Genomic DNA, 17,065 nt, shown 5'->3' on the forward strand with positions numbered 1-17,065 from the left:
GGGCTGCCGGAGGTGTGGTGCCGCTCAGGACGTGAGGTAGCAGGACTTGCTCACGTTGGGCAGCGGGTCGGTGCCGAAGGCGGCCGTCGTGCAGCTCGCGCCGCCGCTGAAGGCCTTGTAGAGGAAGCGGCCGCGGGCGCCGTAGGCGACGGTCTGCTGTCCACTGAAGGCACAAGTGCCGCCTTCCGCCGAGCAGTTGGTGGCGTAGCCGACCGGGCCGCCGGTGGCGGTGTAACAGGCCTTCGACTCACCGGAGATGGGGTCGCCGAACGTGGCGTCGGTGCACGCGGTGTCGCCCGTGGCGGTGGCCGTGGTGAACGCTCCGTACGCGCCGTACATCACCGGCTGGCCCGCCACGGCGGCACAAGTTCCGTTCTGGTCCGCGCACTTGGTCCAGCCTCCGGCCGGAGCGCCGGCGGGCGGGAGGTAGCAGGACTTGGCGACGCCGTCGATGGGATCGCCGAAGTGGGCGTTGGTGCAGGCCACGGAGCCGTTGGTGACCTGGTGGACGAAGTTGCCGTTGGCACCATAGGCGACGTCACGGTTGTAGCCGGGCACGGCGCAGGTGCCGTTCTCGGCCGCGCAGACGGTGTGTCCGGGCGGGCCGCCCACGTCGGCGACGTAGCAGGACTTGACCAGGTTGGCCGCCGGGTCGCCGCCGAAGGAGTCGTTCGAGCAGGCGGTGCTGCCGGTCACCGTCTTGTAGGTGTACGTCCCGGCGCCGTAGGCCACCGAGCGGGTGCCGCTGAAGGAGCAGGTGCCGCCCTCGCCCGCGCACCGGGTGTAGCCCGCGCGCAGGGCGCCGGTGCCGGGTTCGGCGGGCGGCGCCGGATTGCCGAGGCCGGTGGCGGAGACGGTGTAGCTGCCGGGGGCGACGCCGGTGAGGTAGACGTAGGTGTCGTCCTGGCTGCCGCCGGTGATGCCGGAGGCGGGCGTGAAGGCTCCGTTGCTCCAGACGGTCGCGCCGTTGACGGTCACCGTGATGTTGCCGCCGAGCTTGGGGACGCCGATACGGCCGGTGCTGCCCGAGGGGCTGGAGAGGGTGGCCGAGTAGGTGCCGGCCGCCGGGTCGCGGGACCAGGACGCGTTGATGGCACCCTGGGGCATGGTGATGCGGCCCTGGGCGCTGGTCAGGTCGCCGGGGTGCGGGACGAAGCGGTAGGCGCCGGTCGACGACTCTGGCGTGGTGCCGAGCACGTCGAAGGTGAGCGTGGAGGTGGGCGCGGTGGACCAGCCGTGCGCGAGGCTCATGAACGAACCGCCGTACGCGAGGCCGCCGTCGGACTGGATGCCCTCCCAGAACGTGCTCTTGGTGCCGATGTCGCTGTCGAGCATGTGGCCCCAGGTGCGGCGGATCTGGTCCAGGGCGGTGAAGTCGTCGTTGGCGGTGAAGCGGGCGTTCAGCTCCATGCCGCCGGCGAACGGCGAGACGTTGCCGCCCCATTCGGGTGTGGTGGGGCCGTAGATGCCCCAGTTCTTGCCGAGGCCCGTGATGATGCTCTTCGACTTGGCGGTGGAGTCGCTCAACCCGTACCAGACGGCCAGGGAGTTGCCGTCCTGCGGATACAGGCCGCTGCTCGGGTTGTCCTTGTACATGCCCTTGGAGGCGTCCCACAGCAGGGAGTTGGCCGCGGACTTGATCGCGGCGGCCTTGCTGTTCCAGCTCGCGGCGAGCGCGCTGTCCCCCTCGACCGTGGCGAGGGTGGCGCCGCCCTTGAGGGCGCCGTACAGCAGCGCGTTGGCGGAGATGTTCTCGCCGCCCTGGCCGACGCGGGCCCAGTCCTGGGTGCGGGTCACGTTGAGGAGGTTGTTGCCGTCGATCTTGTTGGTGATGAAGGCCATCCCCCGCTTGTAGTTGGACCATTCGGAGTCCAGCCACGGCCGGTCGGCGGTGTACGTGTAGTACGTCGACGTCCCCAGCAGGGTCCACGTGTGGTACGTGTCCGAGCCGGTGAGGTTGAACGGCGGCCCGGACCAAGGGATTTCACCCGCCGACGACTGCGCGTTGTACATCGTGGTGAGCGCGTTGCGGGTCGAGGTGAGATCGTTCGAGTACGCGTACTGCGTGGGGACGGCGATGCCCATGTCGCCGGGCCACACCGTACGGTCGCGCTTCGCGCCGTCGACCAGCACGGAGTCACCGACGCCGACGGTCGCGCTGTTGTCCCAGGCCGAGGAGGGCGGAGGCCAGGCGCGGCCCTGGTTGGAGGCGATGGTGTTCAACTGCACGGTGTACGCCCCGGCGTACCAGATGCGGTTGAGCAACTCGTCGCTTGAGGTGAAGTAGTTGGGGTAGTCGGCCGGGTTGGACTTCCCCGGAGCAGCGGTGAAGCTGAGGCTGACGCCCTTGAGGTCCACCCAGCCCGAGCTGTCGAGGAAGACGGTCAAGTAGCGGAACCCGCCCCGGAGTTGGGCGGTGGGCACGGTGTAGGTGCCGTTGGCGGAGGGTGTGGCGTAGAGGGCGCCGTCCTCGCCGTCGCGGCCGCTGCTGCGGTCGCTGTTGTTGCCCACGTACAGGGACGACTCACTGAAGGCCAGGCCGACGCGCTGCCCGCTGGAGCTGACGCTGCCGAATGACAACGTTACCAATCCGCCGACTTCTTTCTCGAAGTCGAGGGTGACGGCCGACTGCGAGCCGGAGATCCGCGTCGCCTGTCCGTTGAGGACGTTCGTCGGGTTCGCGACGCTGCCGGACGTGCGGTAGACGGCGGTCGGCTTGAGGGTGCGCGAGGTCGGCGAGTAGTTCACGGCGTCGAGTGCCGCCTTGGGAGCGGGCGTCGCGGTCGCCGGCGCCGCCCCGGCGGACAGCGTCGGGGCCACGGCCAGCGCGGCGGCCACCGCCATGGTGAGCCCAACTAGGCGGCCTGGTCTGGGCTTTCGGTTCTGCGGTGGCCTGCGGCGGCGCATGAGTGCCTCCCGGATCAGTGGGGGAACCAGCCGTTCAACTGGACAACCAGGCATGTGAATCGATTCAAAACGATCGACCGCAGCGGCCTGGAGTCTGAAGAGCAACGGGTACGCGAGATGACTCGCCGAAGTTCGGACCGATGATGGGCGCCGGGGCAGCAGGTGTCAACCCATCGCGTCAGCCTTCAACTCCCGGGAAAAAAGCGCACCTTGCGACATTGACAGGGTCGCACCAAGCCGGTTCACTGCGTCGGGTACGGGTAGAGGTATGGACCATTGATCCAGAGCTGAATCCATTCACACCCTGCATCCCCCCATCGTGAAATCGAGGCGAGTTCCGGTGTCCCCACACAGCTTCGACATCGTTATCAGACCACGGTTGCTCAGCCTTCTGCTGACGGCCGCCCTCGCGTTCGTGGCGCTGGTCCCGGTCGCGACGCCGGCGTCCGCCGCCACCCAGGTGTGCGTCCTGGCCTGCGACACCCTGGACCCTTCGCAGGCGAAACGGGAAACGTTTCCAGTGCCGGACAAGACGCTCAACGGCCGGCGCGTCCAGCTCCATGTGTCCGACGCGGACGACATGGCGTGGGCCAGCATCGACAACGGCACGACCGGCGACGCGGTGTGGTTGGACCGGTCCTGGGACGGCGGCGCCACCTGGGACGGTCTGCTCGGCAAGGCGAGCATCCCGAGCACGTGGACCGGCACCAGGACGCTGATGTACAACATCACCGACCCGCGCAACCACAAGCGCGGCCTCGTCCGCGCCTGCGGCGACGCGGCCGGCGTCGGCTGCACGAACTGGGTCTACCCCACGGTCTGCGACACCGTCTGCGACGGTACGGGCGCGGGCCAGGCGGCGGGCGACGACCAGCCGATCCCCTCAACCACCTTGTACGGCCGCACGATTCGGCTGCACGTGGACCAGAAGAACGCGATGGCCTGGGCGAGCATCGACACCGGTGGCGCCGGTGACGAGATCTGGCTGGACCGTTCCTGGGACGGCGGCTCGACCTGGCCCGACGGCTCCTCCCTCGGCCGTACGAGCACCCCGTCCGGAGGGACCACGACCCGCACCGCGATGTACGCCACCCGTGATCCGCGCGGTCTCCTCTACGGCGGGGCGGTCCGCGCGTGCGGCCGGGAGGTGAGTCACAACGAGGGCAGCTGCACCGCGTGGTACCGGCCGGTGCCGACCCGGGCGCGTGCCGCGGCGGACGCGCTGATGACGTCGTACGACCCCTACAACGGCTGGTGGCCCAGCAGTTGGTGGAACTCGGCGGCGACCCTCACCTCCGTCATCGACTTCGCGAAGACGACCGGCACGCACGACTACGATTGGATCATCGCCCGCACCTTCGACCGGAACAAGGGCGTCTTCCCGGCCGGGACGCGGAGTTCGGACGCGATCGAGGGCGACTTCATCAGCCGGTCGATCGACGACTCGGGGTGGTGGGCGATCGCGTGGATCGACGCCTACGACTACACGCACGATGCCCGCTATCTCAACGAGGCCATCACCATCGCCAATTACGTCCAGCAGTACTGGGACACCGGTACCTGCGGCGGTGGCGTGTGGTGGGACCGGGAGAAGACCTACAAGAACGCGGTGACGAACGGGCAGTACCTGTGGCTGACCACCGCGCTGCACCAGCGCATCGCCGGCGACACCGTGTGGCTCCAGCGGGCGAGGACGTCGGCGGCCTGGTACAAGGCCAGCGGGATGATCAACTCCTCGGGTCTGGTGAACGACGGGCTCTCCTCGTCCTGCGCCAACAACGGTTCCACCGTGTGGAGTTACAACCAGGGCCTCGCCATCGGCGCCTTCACGGAACTCTGGAGGACGACCGGTGACAGCTCGATGCTGACCACGGCGCGCACGCTGGCGGACGCGGCGATCAGCAGTCCGACACTGACGTCCGGCGGGGTGCTCACCGAGTCCTGCGATGCGGGATCGGCGGCCTGCGACGACAACCAGAAGCAGTTCAAGGGCATCTTCATGCGAAACTTCGCCGACCTGGCGAAGGCGACCGGCTCCACCACCTACCGGAACTACATCCAGAAACAGGCCGACACCCTGTGGGCGTTGGACCGGTCCACGCTCAACGACCTCGGTGAACGCTGGGCGGGCACCAGCCCGAACCAGACCGACTGGCGTACGCAGGCCAGCGCACTCGGGGCACTGACCGCCGCCGCGGGCTGAGCGCAGGGTGGGAGCGCAGGGTGGGTGCGAGGCACCTGGGGTAACGGCGGCCTGGTTGCGCTCCTCGGGCGCGACCAGGCTCTGCCGTGCAACACCACGCCCCCACCCGAGGAGCAGACGATGAGCGTCACCCACACGGAAACCGGCACGGAAGTCGGCACGGACACCGTGACCTGGAACAACAAGGCCCTCGACGAGATCGCCGCGAACGACGCGGGCCGCCCCGTCCTCTTCGCCAACGCCCGGGTCCTGACCATGGACCCCCTGATCGGAACCCTGCCCGGCGCCGACATCCTGCTCGTCGGCGCGCTGCTGGTGGGCATCGGCCCGGGCATCGTCACGGCGGCGGGAGACGACAACGCCATCGTCGTCGACTGCACCGGCATGACGGTGGTCCCGGCGGTGGTGGACACGATCGCGCTCGCCGGCGGGCGCGGCCAACGCGCGGATTACGTAGGGACGTTGACACCGGGGAACACGGGCGACCTGCTCGTCGTACCGGACTCACTGGCCGCCGATGTGGCGAGCGCGCAGGCCACGCTGCTGACCCGCCCGGAGGAGGTCCGCGCCCTGGTCGCGGCCGGCCAGCCGGTGCTCTGGTCCGGCACGGACGCCCCCGGCCGTGCCACCGCCCCCGAGGCGGGCATCCCGGCCGCCCAGGACCTGAGCAACAGTCCGCGCATCGGCGTCTGGATCGACGAAAACGGCTTCCTGCACCAGGAGTTGACCCCCGACGGCCGCTACGACGAGACCCGCGGCGGCCGCCCGCACGCCTACGAGGGCCGCTACTGGATCGACGGCGACCGCATCGACTACCTGGACGACCTCGGGTTCTGGGCGTTCGGCGAGTTCCGGGGCGGGGAGTTGCGTCACGCGGGGTATGCGATGCGGCTCGGGGCGCGGGCGTAGAGCTTGTTCAGGTCGGACCCCCGGGCGTAGTGGTTGTCCAGGCCGGACCCCGGGCGTACTGACCGTTCAGGAAGGTCACTCCGGTGTGCCCGCCAGTTCCACCGCCCTGCGGCGCAGGGCGAGGGCGGCCGGGGCGACCGCCGAGAGTACGGCGAGTACCGCGCAGGCGGCCACGGTCCAGCCGAGTGCCGCCCAGGGGATCTCGATCGGCGTCCACACCGAGAGCAGGCCCAACGCGCCCCACATTCCTGCCAGGTTGAGCCCGGCGACCAGCACCCCGAGCACACCGCCGACCACGACGACCATCAGCGCCTCGGCGGCCACCAGCCGCAGCACCTGCCACCTGGTGGCCCCGGCCAGCCGCAGCACGGCCAGTTCGCGGACCCGGTCGGAGGTCGCCATGACCATGGTGTTGGCCAGCGAGATGCCGGTGTACAGCAGGGCGATGCCGAGGACCAGCAGGAACCCCGTCCGGGTCGTGCGGTTGGTCTCGGGGTACGTCGACCGCACCCACTGCCGGTCGGTGAGCACCTGCCCGCCCGACGGCCGCACCGCGTTCCGCAGTCCGGCGGCCACGGCACTCGCGTCGGCGTCGTCCGCGAGGCGTACGTCGACCCGGTCGACGGGCGCGTCCGGGGCGTTGCGCGGGGTGACGTAGACGCCGTTGTCGCCGGTGCCGGTCGTCATGACGGCGGCGATCCGGAGGGACTTCTTCCTGCCGTCGCCGAGCCACACGTCCACCAGCTCGCCCACGGTGTGCTTCGCCCACTCCTCGTTGACGATGATCGAGTCGTCGTCCAGGTCGCTCACCTTCCCGGCGACGAGCGGCAGTCGGACGGTGTCGGCAAGGAGGCGGGGGTCGGCGGCGCGGGCCTCGGACCGGACGAGCGCCACACCGTCCTCCAGGACGTACACGGCACTCGCCGAGGTCGCGGAGACCTCGGCGTCGGGGACGGCGCGCAGTTTCCTCAGCGTCGCGTCGTCGAAGCCCGCGTCGCCTGCGTCGCCCGCGGTGGTGACCACGAAATCGGCGGTCGTCCGCGTGCGGACCTCGGTGGCCTTCGCCTCATTGAGGGTGGCGGTGGCGCCCAGCAGTGATCCCGCCAGCGCGACCGTGACCAGCACGGGCGCCGCGACGGCGGCGGTGCGCCGGACACCGGTGGCGGCGTTCTCTCGCACCAACATGCCCGTGGCGCCGGGCAGTTGGGCCGGCAGCCAGGCGATCAGGCGGGTCAGCGGGGGTACCAGCACCGGCGCGAGCAGCGCCACCGCGGTCATCAACAGCATCGGGCGGCTCACGTAGGTCTTGCGGTGCAGCAGGCCGCTCGGATCGTTCACCAGGGCCAGGACCAGCGTCACCAGGGCGGTCAGCAGCAGCGCCGAGCCGACCAGTCGGCGGCCCCGTGTCAGTGTCCGGGTGTCCACGGACGCCTCTTGCAGCGCCTCGGTGGGCCGGGTGCGCCCCGCCCGCCAGGACGCGGCCAGCACTCCGGCCAGGGCGACGAACAGGCCTGTCCAGAAGGCCAGTTGGTACGGCCAGGTGGAGTCGCCGATGGCGAACCAGCGGGGCGCCAGGCCCTCTTCGACCGTCCACTCGGCGAGCTTCGGCGCACCGTAGGAGCCGAGTACGCAGCCTGCCGCCGAGGCGAGCACGCCGATCAGGAGGGCCTCGGTGACAACCGTGCGGCGGATCTGCCCCGGCGTCGCACCGGCCGTGCGCAACAGCCCGAACTCGCGGCGGCGTTGGGCCACCGTGAACGCGAAGGTCGACGCCACCACGAACACCGACACGAATCCCGTGACACCGCCGGCCGTGCCGTACATGGCGTTCATCGCGGTGAGAGCCTCGCTGTCCCGGCCGGGATCGGCGTCGGCGTACCGGCGCGCATTACCGGTCAGGACCCGGACGCCGTCGCTGCCGCGCACCGCCGTGCGTACGGCCGCCGCTCCTGCGTGGACGACGAGTTGGACGCTGTGCGGTGCCAACCGCGCGGCGCGCGCGTCGGTGTAGAAGACGGCGTTCTCGAAACCGAGGCCGACCACGGTGCCGACGACCCGCACGGTGCCGCCGTCGGTCCGCAGCCGGGTGCCCGGACGGAACCGGTCCCCGCTGACGACGACCTCGTCCGCGGTCTGCGGTGCGCGCCCCGCGTCGAGCCGGTACGGCGCGAAGGCGGCGGTGGACCAGGGGTGGCCCACGAGATCGCCGGGGCCGCCCCGGGCCCGTACAGCGAAGGACCGGTCCACGACGACGGTCCCGAGGTGCTTCAGCTTCGCGATCACGTCGGCGGGTACGGCGCGCGGCCGCGCGAGCTTCTGGGTGCGGACGCCGGTCGGGGTGCGCACGCTCAGGGTGTCCATGCCCTGGACGACGACCGGTGCCGCGGCGAACCGCTCGGGCCTGCGGTCGGGTGCGTCCAGCGACGACGCCAGGGCCAGCCCCATGACGGCGATCAGCGCCACGCCGAGGGAGAGGGCGACGAAGCTGCCGACGAAGGTGACCCAGCGAGTGCGCAGAGTGCGCAGGGCGGTGCTCAGCACGGCGCGGCCTCCAGCTTGGTCATGCGGGCGGCGATGTCCTCGGCGCCGGCGCCGGTCAGCTCGCCGTTGACGCGGCCGTCGACGAGGAAGACCGCACGGTCGGCGTAGGAGGCGGCGACCGGGTCGTGCGTGACCATGACGACCGTCCGGCCCTCGCGGTCCACCATGGCACGCAGCAGGTCGAGCACCTCGCGGCTCGTCCGCGAGTCGAGCGCGCCGGTCGGTTCGTCACCGAAGAGCACCTCGGGGCGGGTGATCAGGGCGCGGGCCAGGGCGACGCGCTGCTGCTGGCCGCCGGACAGCTCCGTCGGCCGGTGCCGGGCCCGGTCGCCGAGTCCGACCTGTTCCAGCACCTCGCGGACCCGGGCTTTCGGCGGGCGACGGCCGGCCAGTCGCAGCGGCAGGGCCACGTTCTGCTCGGCGGTGAGCGAGGGCAGCAGGTTGAACGCCTGAAAGACGAAGCCGATGCGTTCGCGTCGCAGCAGGGTCAGCTTGGTCTCGCTCAGCTCCGTCAGCTCGGTCCCGCCGACGGTGACCGAACCCGACGTGGACCGGTCCAACCCCGCGGCGCACTGCAGCAGGGTCGACTTGCCGGAGCCGGACGGCCCCATCACGGCGGTGAACGTCGCCTTCGGGAAGGTGAGCGACACCCGGTCCAGGGCGGTGACAGACGTGGCACCCAGGCTGAACTCCCTTGATAGCGCGCGCAGTTCGACCGCGTGGTTGCTCGTGTGTTCCCCCACCAGTACCTGCTCCTCGGTTCGTCGGTGCCATAACGAAACCGTGGAAGCACCTCGTGACGCACTACGCCCCGGACGAGACCTGGGGTAGGGCCAGGCCTACCCCCGATACGGACCCTGGACCGATGGCACCCGACCGGCCGGGCCGCCTACGGTCATGCGCATGCACCCTCGGAATGTGTGGCAGGCCATGTCCCGGCCGGGTTTCCTGCTGTCGGCCTGGCCCTGGCGATCCGCCGCGTATCTGCTCACCGGCGCGGTGACCGGCGCCGCCGCCCTGGTGGGGATCGTGACGGCGGCGGCGGTGTGCGGCGCGCTCGCCGTCGTCCTGGTGGGGCTGCCGCTGCTCGTCGTGGTCGCCCTCGGCGGGATCCCGGTGGCCGTGGTGGAACGGTCCAGGCTGCGTCTGATCGACCGCGATCCGGTGTCCGGCCGGCACCGGGTGCCGGCCGCGCCGGGGCTGTGGGCCTGGCTGACCACCCGGCTGCGCGAACAGGCGACCTGGCGGGAGCTCGGCTACGCGCTGCTGTTCGCGGGACTGCTGTGGCCGGTCGACGCCCTGGCGGTCACGGTCGCCCTGTTCGTCCCGCTGTCCCTGGTCGCCACCCCGCTGCTGCTGGCCACGGTCGGCGGCGGCCACGAGGCGAAGGTGCTCAAGCAGTGGACGGTCACCACCTGGCCGACCGCTTTCGGCGTCGCCGTGCTGGGCCTGCTCCTGCTGGGCCTCGGCGCCTACGTGCTCGGCGTCGCGGCGGGCGCCCGCGCCGGGCTGACCCGGCTGCTGATCGCCTCCCGCGAGGGCGAGTTGGGCGCCAGGGTGGTCGAACTGGCCCGCTCCCGCGTCCGGTTGGTCGATGCCTTCGAGGCCGAGCGCCGCCGTATCGAGCGCGATCTGCACGACGGCGCCCAACAGCGCCTGGTGGCCCTGACGATGGCCCTCGGACTGGCCCGCCTCGACGCCCCGCCCGGCCCGCTCGCCGAGCGGCTGACCACGGCCCACGAGGAGGCGGGCAAGGCGCTCGCGGAGCTGCGCGAGCTCATCCATGGCATCCACCCCAAGATCCTCACGGACTACGGCCTCCAGGCCGCGGTCGGCGACGCCGCCGACCGCTGCGTGATCCCCGTCGACGTCGACCTCGAACTGCCGGGCCGGCCGACCATGGCGGTCGAGTCCGCCGCGTACTTCGTGGTCTGCGAGGCGCTGGCCAACGTCGCCAGACACAGCGGGGCCGACCGCGCGCGGGTGAGCGGCGGACACCGCGACGGACGCCTGTTCCTGGAGGTGCGCGACGACGGCCGCGGCGGCGCGGACGCCTCGAAGGGCACCGGCCTCACCGGTCTCGCGGACCGGGTGTCGGTCCTGGATGGCAGACTTGCCCTGACCAGTCCGCCGGGTGGACCGACGCTGTTGCACGTGGAGTTCCCTTGCGAGTTGACCGGGGCGGCCGACCGCTCCGCGTAGTGCTGGCCGAGGACAGCGTGCTGCTGCGCGAAGGGCTCATCGGCCTGCTCGGCCGCTACGACCACGAGGTGGTGTCGGCCGTCGGGGACGCGCGGGCGCTGATCGCCTCGGTCGAGGAGCACGCCCCCGACATCGTGGTGACGGACGTCCGCATGCCGCCCGGTTTCCAGGACGAGGGCCTCCACGCGGCAGTACGGCTGCGCGAGAAGCGGCCCGCACTCCCGGTCCTGGTCCTCAGTCAGTACGTGCAACGGACGTACGCCGCCGAGCTGTTGGACTCCGGCGACGGATCGGGCGTCGGCTATCTGCTCAAGGACCGGGTCGGCCAGGTCGAGGAGTTCATGGAGGCCCTGCACCGGGTCGCGGACGGCGGAACGGTGGTCGACCCCGAGGTGGTGCGCCAGTTGCTGCGCCGCCGCCGCGATCCGCTGGAGCAGCTCACCCCGCGCGAGCGCGAGGTGCTGGCACTGATCGCCGAGGGCAGGTCCAACGCCTCGATCGCCGGCGAGCTGGTGGTCTCCGAGGCCGCGATCGGCAAGCACATCGGCAACATCCTCACCAAGCTGGACCTGCCTCCGGCGGCCGGCACCCACCGCAGGGTCCTGGCCGTCCTCACCTACCTGCGGGCCTGACCGAACGGGCTCACAAGTACCGGATCACGAACCGCCGCTCCCCCGGAACCCGGCGCGCAACCGGGCTTCGGCTCCCGGTTCCGCTCGCGGATGCAGGTCCAAGGCCGCCAACGCGGCGCCGAGCAACGGCGGTTCCGTGCACACCACCGGCCGAACCCCCGGCACCGCCTCGGTGAGCCTGCGTTCGACGTCGTCCAGGAGCACCTTGTGCCCGGCGGCCAACACGCTTCCGCCCAGGACGACTTCGGGGTCCGGGGAGACCGCGAGTTGGAGGCGGCACAGGACCGTGACCGCCATTCTCGCGATCTCTCCCGCGAGGCGTTCGACCAGCTCGGTCGCGATCTCGTCGCCCTCGTCGCGGGCCGCGAAGACCGCCGGGCAGAGTTCGCTGAGGCGGAGTGCGGGCAGGTCCCCGTTGTGCAGAGCGGCGGTGACATCGGCGACCGTCGCCAGACCGAAGTGGTCAATCACCGCTGCACGAAGGGCTGTTCGCGGGCCGCGGCCGTCCTCCGCCCGCGCCGCGTGCCACAGCGCCGACGTCCCTACGTCGATGCCGCCGCCCCAGTCCCCCGAGATCCGGCCCAGCGCGGCGAAGCCGGTGGTGCGGCCGTCGGGGGCCACGCCGACGCAGTTGATGCCGGTGCCGCAGACCACGCCGACACCCCAGGGGCGGCTGGCTCCGGCGCGCAGGACGGCGTAGGAGTCGTTGTCGACGCGCTGCGTGACAGCCCAGCGGCGGGCTCCGACGGCCTCGCGCAACGCCTTGATCTCATACGGTAGATCGGCCCCGGCGAGGAAGGCCGTGATGCCGTCCACCTCGACGTCGGCCGCGACGCCGGCCGACGCCATCGCCTCGGCGCGCAAGGCGGCGAGTACGTCCATGGCCGCGTCGACGCCGACCGCCTGCGGGCGGAATCCGCCGCCCCGCGCGCGGCCCAGGATCGTGCCGTCCGTCCTCAACACGGCGACGTCCGTCTTGGAGTTGCCGCCGTCGACGGCCAGGAGCAGACCCGTCTCCATCAGGCCCACCACAGGTGTGCGCGGTTGGCGGCGACGAGCTTCGCCGCCAACTCCTCGGCGACCTTGACCTGCCCGACGAGTGGATGCGCCAGCAACGCCGTCGCGACCCGGTCGACCCCACCGTGCAGGGCCGCTTCCAGAGCCAGTTCCTCGTAGGCCGTCACATGCGCGATGAGTCCGGCGAAGAGTGGCTCTACGGGCGTGACGGGCAAGGGAGTTGCGCCCTGGGCGTCGATGCGGGACGGGACCTCGATGACGGCGTCGTCGGGGAGGAAGGGCAGGGTGCCGTTGTTGCGGACGTTGGCCACGCGGACGTCACCGGTGTCGGCGGTGAGGGCGTGCACCAGCTGGACGGCCGCCTCGGAGTAGTAGGCGCCGCCGCGCTTGTCCAGCAGGGCGGGCTTCTCCGTCAGGGCCGGGTCGGCGTACATCTTGAGCAAGTCGCTCTCCATCTCCGCCACTTGCTGGGCGCGGGAGGGTTCGCTGAGCTGCTCGCGCAGGACCTCGTCGTGGGCGTAGTAGTAGCGCAGGTAGTAGGAGGGGACGACGCCCAGCCTGCGGACCACGTCCAGCGGCATGCGCAGCCGGTCGGCGAGGGCCTGGCCATGTTCGTCGAGGATGCGCGGGAGGACGTCCACGCCGTCGAGCCGCACCGCCCGTTCCCAGGTGAGGTGGTTGAGGCCGACGTGGTCGAGGCCGACGCGCTCGTGGTCGACGCCGAGCCAGTCGGCGAAGGTGCGTTGGAAGCCGATGGCGACATTGCAGAGGCCAACTGCCTTGTGTCCGGCGTCCAGTAGGGCGCGGGTGACGATGCCGACGGGGTTGGTGAAGTCGACGATCCAGGCGTTCGGGGCGCGCTTGGCGACCCGTTCGGCGAGGTCGAGGACGACGGGGACGGTGCGCAGCGCCTTCGCCAACCCGCCCGCACCGGTGGTCTCCTGGCCGATGCAGCCGCACTCGTGCGGGAAGGTCTCGTCGACGTGGCGGGCGGCCTGGCCGCCGATGCGGAGCTGGAAGAGGACGGCGTCGGTGCCGTCGATGCCGGCGTCCGGGTCGGCGGTGGTGGTGATCTTCGCGGGGCTGCCCTGGCGGGCCAGGATGCGGCGGGCGAACGGGGCGATGACCGCGAGCCGCTCCGGGTCGGGGTCGACCAGGGCGATCTCGGTGACGGGCAGTCCCAACCGGGCGAATCCGTCGACCAGTTCGGGGGTGTACGTGGATCCGCCGCCGACAACGGTGATCTTCAACCTTTGACTCCTGTCAGTGTGACGCCCTCGATGAAGGCCTTTTGCGCGAAGAAGAAGACGATGATCACCGGCGCCATCGCGATGAGGGTCGCGGCCATGGTGAGGTTCCACTGCACCGCGTGGGAGGTCTTGAAGGTCGCCAGGCCCAGGGCCAGGGTCCAGTGGGCGGGCGTCTCGCCGGTGTAGATGAGCGGGCCGTAGTAGTCGTTCCAGGCGTTGAAGAAGGCGAAGAGGCCGACCGCGACGAGCGCCGGGCGCATCATCGGCAGCACCACCCGGGTGAGGACCCGCAGTTCGCCGCAGCCGTCGATGCGGGCCGCGTTGAGGTAGTCCTCGGGAACGGTGAGCAGGAACTGGCGCAGCAGGAACACCGAGAAGGCGTCGCCGAAGAGGGACGGGAGGACCAACGGCCAGATGGTGCCGGTGAGATGGAGTCGGGCCCACATCAAGTACATGGGGATGACGAGGACTTGGGGCGGCAGCATCATCATGGTGATGACGCAGAGGAACGCCGTGTTGCGGCCCTTGAAGCGGAACCGGGCGAGCGCGTACGCGATGGGGACGCTGGACAGCAGGGTGGTCGCGGTGGCGGCGACGGCGTAGATCACCGTGTTGGTGAGCCAGGTGCCGATCGGCGCGGTGCTGAACACCGTGCGGTAGTTGGACCACTGCCAGTGGTGGGGCCACAGGCTGGTGGTGAGGGACTGGCCGTCGGTCATGACCGAGGTCAGGAAGATGAACACGATCGGGCCGATGAAGGCGCAGGCCAGGCCGACGGCGACGGCGTGTTCGGCGATCCAGATCAGGGTCCTGCGGCGGCCGGCCCGACCGCGCGCGGCACGGTGGGGCGAGGCGGCGCGGGTCTGCCGGGCGGGCGCAGGAGCGTAGGTCGTCGTCATCGCGGCGACTCCCCGGTCGTCAAGTCCCGTGCCGTCGTGGCGACTTCCCGTTGGACGAAGTGGTGTGTCATCGCGGTGACTCCTCGATGCGGAAGGTCTCGAAGCCGTACGTCATCGCGGTGACTCCTCGATGTCGAAGCCGGAGGCGCGGCGGAGCAGGACGACGGTGAAGGCCATCGCCACCACGAAGAGCACCACGGCCAGTGCGCAGGCGTAGCCCGCGTGGAACTGGTTGAAGCCGGCGATGTAGAGCTGCTGGGGGAAGGTGAGGGTGGAGCCGTCCGGATAGCCGGGCGCGGCCTGGATGTTGCCGTTGGCGACCTGCGAGGCGACCATCGCCTGGGTGAAGTACTGGAGTCCGGCGATGACTCCGGTGACGGTCGCGAACAGCACGACCGGGGAGATCGTCGGCAGGGTGACGTAGCGGAAGCGGTGCCAGGGGCCGGCGCCGTCCAGTTCGGCGGCCTCGTACAGTTCGGCGGGGACTTCGAGGAGTGCCGCCAAGAAAATGACCATCATCGTGCCGCTGCCCCACAGGGCGAGCAGGGTGAGGGCCGGTTTGGACCAGTCCGGCGAGTTGAACCAGAGCGGGCCGTGGATGCCCAGCAGGCCCAGAATCCGGTTCACCGGGCCGGAGTTGGGGTTGAACATGCAGACGAAGGCGACGGTCGCGGCGACCGGCGGGGCCAGCGCGGGCAGATAGAACAGGGTGCGGAACAGACTCGCCCCGGCCTTGAGCCGGGCGGTGACCATGGCCACGCCGAGGGCGAAGAGCACCTGCGCCGGGACCATGATCACCACCAGCCAGGCGGTGTTGCGGACGGCGTGCCAGATCAGCGGGTCGCCGTCGAGCAGGTAGCGGTAGTTGCGCAGCCCCACGAACCGGGCCTGGGAGATCATGTTCGAGTTGGTGAAGGACAGCCAGACCGTCATCACCAGCGGGTAGACGAGGAAGACGGCGAAGCCGACAAGCCCGGGGGCGAGGAAGAGCAGGACGCGCAGCCGGTTGCGGCGGATGCGGGCCCTCAACGGTGCTGGGGCGAGCTGGAGTTGGGTGGCCATGACGGTCACTGCCCCAGCTTGAGCGCCGCGTTGTTCTGCTTGTCGACGGCGGTCAGGCCGGCCTTCAGGTCGGGTACGCCGCCGCTCTGCCACTTCTCCACGAAGTGACCGAAGTTGGTGAGATAGGCGCCGCCGTCGCCGCTGGCCGGAGTGGTGGTGGTGAGCGGGTTCTTGTAGACCTCCAGGAACGGGGCGAAGTCGGGGTCCTTGGAGAGGCCGAGCGAGGCCGAGTCGAGCGCCGCCTTGGTGGTGGGGACGTTGCCGATCGCGTCGGCGAGCGTGGTCAGCGCGTCGGTGTCGGTGGTGAGGAATTTGATCAACTTCCAGGCGGCGCCCGGGTGTTCGGCACCTCGCGGCATGCCGATCACGTTGCCGCCGACGTAGCCGGCGCCGTAGAGCTGGGACTTGCCGTCGGCGGCCGGTACCGCCGCGGTGCCGTAGTCGATGTCGGCCTTGTCGTTCTTGATGAACGCGTTGCGCCACTCGCCGTCGACCATCATGGCCAACTTGCCGGTCTCGAAGGCGTTCTGGGCGGAGAACTCGTCGCCCATGCCCGCCTTGAAGGTGACGAGCTTCTTCGTGCCGAACCAGTCGACGAGGCTCTTCTGCCAGGTCAGTGCCTGGGCGAAGGCGGGGTCGGCGCCGACGTTGGACCGGCCGTCGGCGGTGAGCCACTTGCCGCCCCAGCTGGGGACGAGGTGCTCGGTGAGCATCTCGTAGGCGCCGAGATAGGGCATGAAGCCTGCGGTCCTGATCGAGCCGTCCGCGTTGAAGGTGGTCAACTTCTTGGCGTCCGCGGCCAGTTCGGACATGGTCTTGGGCGGGGACGATATCCCGGCCTTCGCGAACAGCTTCTTGTTGTAGTACAGGCCGAAGGTGTCGGCGAGCCACGGCATGGTGCAGCGCTTGCCGTCGAAGGCGGTGTACGACTGGACGGCCTTCGGGATCTGGCTCATGTCGACGTGGTCGGCCTTGATGTCCGGGTTGAGGTCTTGGAACGCTCCACTGGAACACCAGCCGCCGACGTTCGCGGCGTTGAACGAGGACGCCACGTCGGGGGCGGTGCCGCCGCGGATGGCCTGGTTGACCTTGTCGTCGGTCTGGGCGGCGACGGCCTTGACGGTGATGTACGGGTATTCCTTGTGGAACTTGGCCAGCACCGCGTTGACCGAGGCGATCTCGTGCGGGGAGCTGAGACCGTGCCAGAAGGTGATCGTGACCGGGGTGGTGTCGTCGGCGCCGGTGTCCGCCTTCGACGTGGCGCCGCCGGTGGTGCATGCTGCGGCCAGCAGTGCCGTGACCGCGATGAGCGACGCGGCGACGGTACGGCGGGCGGTGCGGCGGGGGGTGCGGGTGGTATGGGTGACGGGTCCGCCACGGGACTCGGACATGGAACCTCCGGCAAATTCGCTTACCACTTATTGACCAGTGGGCACATGCTGG

Annotated in this window: 12 protein-coding genes; 4 read left to right on the forward strand and 8 right to left on the reverse strand. The window is 70.5% G+C overall.

Going from position 1 to position 17,065, the window contains the following annotated elements; translation table 11 throughout:
- Window positions 1-24: 24 nt before the first annotated feature.
- A complete protein-coding gene (locus OG714_RS09925) occupies window positions 25-2,907 on the reverse strand; it encodes an MGH1-like glycoside hydrolase domain-containing protein (RefSeq protein ID WP_406119961.1) in 2,883 nt (960 codons plus the stop codon).
- 340 nt (window positions 2,908-3,247) lie between these two features.
- Between OG714_RS09925 and OG714_RS09930 the strand changes: the two genes are divergently transcribed.
- Together OG714_RS09930 and OG714_RS09935 are read left to right on the forward strand one after the other, a co-directional pair.
- Entirely contained in the window at window positions 3,248-5,110 is a 1,863-nt protein-coding gene (locus tag OG714_RS09930) for a glycoside hydrolase family 76 protein (protein WP_406119962.1), read from the forward strand.
- A gap of 120 nt (window positions 5,111-5,230) precedes the next feature.
- The gene (locus OG714_RS09935) at window positions 5,231-6,019 is read left to right on the forward strand and encodes an Atu4866 domain-containing protein (RefSeq protein ID WP_406119963.1); all 789 of its coding nucleotides are present in this window, start codon (window positions 5,231-5,233) and stop codon (window positions 6,017-6,019) included.
- A gap of 75 nt (window positions 6,020-6,094) precedes the next feature.
- Here OG714_RS09935 and OG714_RS09940 read toward each other — a convergent pair whose 3' ends face one another.
- Both OG714_RS09940 and OG714_RS09945 read right to left on the reverse strand, forming a co-directional pair.
- On the reverse strand, window positions 6,095-8,560 hold the full coding sequence (locus tag OG714_RS09940) for an ABC transporter permease (RefSeq protein WP_406119964.1): 2,466 nt from the start codon (window positions 8,558-8,560) through the stop codon (window positions 6,095-6,097).
- Window positions 8,554-9,303, reverse strand: a complete 750-nt coding sequence (locus OG714_RS09945; protein WP_406119965.1) for an ABC transporter ATP-binding protein — start codon at window positions 9,301-9,303, stop codon at window positions 8,554-8,556. Before OG714_RS09945 ends, OG714_RS09940 begins: the two co-directional genes overlap by 7 nt.
- A 187-nt stretch (window positions 9,304-9,490) precedes the next feature.
- Between OG714_RS09945 and OG714_RS09950 the strand changes: the two genes are divergently transcribed.
- Window positions 9,491-10,762 (forward strand): sensor histidine kinase, encoded by a 1,272-nt coding sequence (locus OG714_RS09950; protein ID WP_406131771.1) that lies wholly within the window; start codon window positions 9,491-9,493, stop codon window positions 10,760-10,762.
- On the forward strand, window positions 10,762-11,394 hold the full coding sequence (locus tag OG714_RS09955; RefSeq protein WP_406131772.1) for a response regulator: 633 nt from the start codon (window positions 10,762-10,764) through the stop codon (window positions 11,392-11,394). The genes OG714_RS09950 and OG714_RS09955 overlap by 1 nt, the downstream gene beginning before the upstream one ends.
- Before the next feature lie 24 nt (window positions 11,395-11,418).
- On the opposite strand, the gene OG714_RS09960 is transcribed toward OG714_RS09955, so the two are convergent.
- The 5 genes from OG714_RS09960 to OG714_RS09980 all read right to left on the reverse strand — a co-directional run bounded on the left by OG714_RS09960 (window position 11,419) and on the right by OG714_RS09980 (window position 17,013).
- Window positions 11,419-12,414 carry an N-acetylglucosamine kinase gene (locus tag OG714_RS09960; RefSeq protein WP_406119966.1) on the reverse strand — a complete coding sequence of 332 codons (996 nt, stop codon included), beginning with the start codon at window positions 12,412-12,414 and terminating at the stop codon, window positions 11,419-11,421.
- Complete coding sequence (locus OG714_RS09965) at window positions 12,414-13,661, reverse strand: 6-phospho-beta-glucosidase (protein ID WP_406119967.1); 1,248 nt, start codon at window positions 13,659-13,661, stop codon at window positions 12,414-12,416. The genes OG714_RS09960 and OG714_RS09965 overlap by 1 nt, the downstream gene beginning before the upstream one ends.
- On the reverse strand, window positions 13,658-14,560 hold the full coding sequence (locus OG714_RS09970) for a carbohydrate ABC transporter permease (protein ID WP_406119968.1): 903 nt from the start codon (window positions 14,558-14,560) through the stop codon (window positions 13,658-13,660). The genes OG714_RS09965 and OG714_RS09970 overlap by 4 nt, the downstream gene beginning before the upstream one ends.
- 111 nt (window positions 14,561-14,671) lie before the next feature.
- On the reverse strand, window positions 14,672-15,622 hold the full coding sequence (locus tag OG714_RS09975; RefSeq protein WP_406131774.1) for a carbohydrate ABC transporter permease: 951 nt from the start codon (window positions 15,620-15,622) through the stop codon (window positions 14,672-14,674).
- Between the two features lie 5 nt (window positions 15,623-15,627).
- Entirely contained in the window at window positions 15,628-17,013 is a 1,386-nt protein-coding gene (locus OG714_RS09980) for an ABC transporter substrate-binding protein (RefSeq protein ID WP_406119969.1), read from the reverse strand.
- Window positions 17,014-17,065: the final 52 nt, after the last annotated feature.

This window comes from Streptomyces sp. NBC_00989 (assembly GCF_045162655.1).
Lineage (GTDB): Bacteria > Actinomycetota > Actinomycetes > Streptomycetales > Streptomycetaceae > Streptomyces.